The sequence below is a fragment of the Corallococcus sp. 4LFB genome (genome assembly GCF_046520365.1).
GTDB classification, from domain to species: Bacteria; Myxococcota; Myxococcia; order Myxococcales; family Myxococcaceae; genus Corallococcus; species Corallococcus caeni.
On sequence record NZ_JBKGHJ010000839.1, the window covers coordinates 1 to 2,221 of the forward strand.

Sequence of the window (2,221 nt, forward strand, 5' to 3'; positions counted from 1 at the left end):
CGGGCCCGCCCGTCCGCGGCAGGGCCTCCCCGGCGGCGGAGGAGGCAGCGTCGTGCGTGACGGCGGAGACGACCGCCTCCGCCGCGCTCGCGGACGCGTCCAGGCCGCCGTGGGGTGGCGCGAAGACCGCGTCGTTCGTCTGGACAGCGGGCGGCGGCGGTGGCTCACCGGCAGGCGCGGTCGAAGGCTCGAGGGATGATTCGGGCATGGAGCGCGGGCCATGGCGTCAAGGGGATGACGCCTCACCAAGGAGACGCTCCGATAATGACGGCCCCCCACGGGCCACAAGCCTCCATGGCCCGTGGATCCAGGACGAGTGTCCTCCAGGCAACCCGCCCGGGCCGGCCGGCCGCGCCAGGTGACTCAGCCCGCCGTGACGTCCGGTGGAGGCGGATTCCACCACACCGCGCCCTTGTCCTGGATGGCCGCGTGCGCCCGCTCGCGCACCGCCTGGAGCCCGGCGTCCTGTTCGTTCGGGGGAAGCGGGGCCGTGCGCATGAAGGAGTCCTCCCGCGGGTCAGGCGGAAGGGACAGCCTGTCACCGCGGCTTGCGCCCCGCACGGTTCTTGTCCCAGATGGCCCCCAGGATGAGCAGGTAGGCCACCAGGCGCCCGACGAACAGGTAGTGGATGCGCTCCGTGTCCAGGTCCGGTCCCACCACCGTGCCCAGCACGTTGTGCAGCCCCATCAACGTGAAGGCCAGGGAGAACAGCGCGAACAGCCGGTCCTTCGACTGGAGGTAGAAGCGCAGGAAGAACAGGGCGCACGCGAGGTACGCCATCATCACCGCGCCATCGAGCAGGGTCTTCATGCTCAGGACACGTCCCAGATGAGGCCGAAGAGCAGCACGCCGCCCCCCGCGAGCGACGCGAGGGTTCTCGCCAGCGACAGGTCTTCCGCCGGAATGAGCACCAGGTCCACGAAGAGCAGCACGTTGTTCACCGTCAGGACGGAGAAGCACAAGCCGCTGTAGAGCAGCAGCTTCATCCGCGTGCGCCGCCATGCCCTCAGGAGCAGCACCGCGCACGCCACGCTCGTCAACGCGCACAGGATGTAGACCGCCTCAGCCATGTCCGTTGCCGTCCTTGTCCTTGTCTTGCTTGAACACGAACGCGTCCGCGAAGCCCCGCACCCGGTCCATGGGGCGTGAGAAGATGAACGAAATCACGCTCACGCGGCGCGCCGAGTACGCGGCCGCCAGCTCCGCCGTGCCCTGCACGTCGTCCGACCGGAGGGGGCTGAACCGGTAGGAGTCCGCCACCCCATCCTGGAGCAGCAGCCCTCCCGTCTTCAGCTCCGCCAGGCGGCGGGCCGCCGAGGCTTCGGTGATGCGCAGCTCCAGTGCCACCGCCGACGCCGACCACTCCCGGTCCGTCCGGGCACGAAGCAGGAGGAGGACCTCCAGCTTCTCGATGGAATCGATGTGCGTCACGATGAAGCGCTGGACCCGTGAAGAAAGGCCGGCGTCAGTCACGCCTCCACGTATGGACCTAGATACTTTGTGAATCAACCTTTTCGGAAAGGGCGGTTGTTCACAGTCTCACACGAGCCTGCTCCCCTGCCTGGTCCGGGGGCGTCACGGCAGGGGGTTCCTGATTCGGCCTAGTTGCGGACGCGAGGGGCGGGGGCGCGCACGCGGACGTCCATGCGGGCCTCCCCGGCCACCATGCTGCTGAGGGCTTCCGGCTGGGACGGGGACAGGCGGGCCACGGCGCGCAGGGCGGCCACCAGGATGAGGGCCTCCAGGCTGGAGGGCACCGCCAGCCCCTGGGGCCCGGCCTTCACGGGCAGGGGCAGCCGGGGCAGGCGGCCGGCGGCGGACAGCGCCTCCACGGCGTAGGCGGGGCGGGCCTCCAGCGACACGGTGATGGCGGGCAGCGCCTTCGCCTCCGCCTCCGCGCCGTGCACCTGGAGCTCCAGCAGGCGCCCCAGCGCGCCGGGGGACAGGTACAGGGCCAGGCCGGAGGGGCCCTCGTCGTCGCCGTGGAAGACGCAGCCCTCGTAGGTGTGCTCGTGCGCGCCCGTCACCTCCACGACGAAGGCCTGGCTGTCATCCCAGTGCGTCCAGGGCCTGGCGTCCCAGAACTCCGTGGCGGCCTGGACGAAGAGCAGGGCCTTGTCGCTGCCCAGCCCGGACACGCCCAGCTGCCCCCACGCGAGGAAGGTGGCGATGGCCGCCCGCGCGGAGAGCGCCGCGGGGACGGGGGCGCCACGGCCAGGC

At 71.0% G+C, this 2,221-nt stretch carries 6 protein-coding genes; all 6 read right to left on the reverse strand.

Annotation, left to right across the window (positions count from 1 at the left end; genetic code table 11):
• On the reverse strand, positions 1–208 hold a 208-nt coding region (locus ACLEQD_RS41795; RefSeq protein WP_410391483.1), incomplete at its 3' end, for a hypothetical protein.
• Between the two features lie 155 nt (positions 209–363).
• On the reverse strand, positions 364–498 hold the full coding sequence (locus tag ACLEQD_RS41800) for a hypothetical protein (protein WP_410391485.1): 135 nt from the start codon (positions 496–498) through the stop codon (positions 364–366).
• A gap of 40 nt (positions 499–538) precedes the next feature.
• Positions 539–811 carry a DUF5985 family protein gene (locus ACLEQD_RS41805; RefSeq protein ID WP_410391487.1) on the reverse strand — a complete coding sequence of 91 codons (273 nt, stop codon included), beginning with the start codon at positions 809–811 and terminating at the stop codon, positions 539–541.
• 2 nt (positions 812–813) lie between these two features.
• On the reverse strand, positions 814–1,071 hold the full coding sequence (locus tag ACLEQD_RS41810; RefSeq protein WP_410391489.1) for a DUF5985 family protein: 258 nt from the start codon (positions 1,069–1,071) through the stop codon (positions 814–816).
• Positions 1,064–1,474, reverse strand: coding sequence for a hypothetical protein (locus tag ACLEQD_RS41815; RefSeq protein ID WP_410391491.1), 411 nt, complete (start codon positions 1,472–1,474; stop codon positions 1,064–1,066). The genes ACLEQD_RS41810 and ACLEQD_RS41815 overlap by 8 nt, the downstream gene beginning before the upstream one ends.
• A gap of 128 nt (positions 1,475–1,602) precedes the next feature.
• A partial coding sequence (locus ACLEQD_RS41820; protein WP_410391493.1) for a hypothetical protein occupies positions 1,603–2,221 on the reverse strand: 619 nt, incomplete at its 5' end.

Coding starts and splice junctions, on each gene's coding strand:
- ACLEQD_RS41800 (WP_410391485.1), bottom strand. CDS start 498: ATGCGCACGGCCCCGCTTCCCCCGAACGAACAGGACGCCGGGCTCCAG.
- ACLEQD_RS41805 (WP_410391487.1), bottom strand. CDS start 811: ATGAAGACCCTGCTCGATGGCGCGGTGATGATGGCGTACCTCGCGTGC.
- ACLEQD_RS41810 (WP_410391489.1), bottom strand. CDS start 1,071: ATGGCTGAGGCGGTCTACATCCTGTGCGCGTTGACGAGCGTGGCGTGC.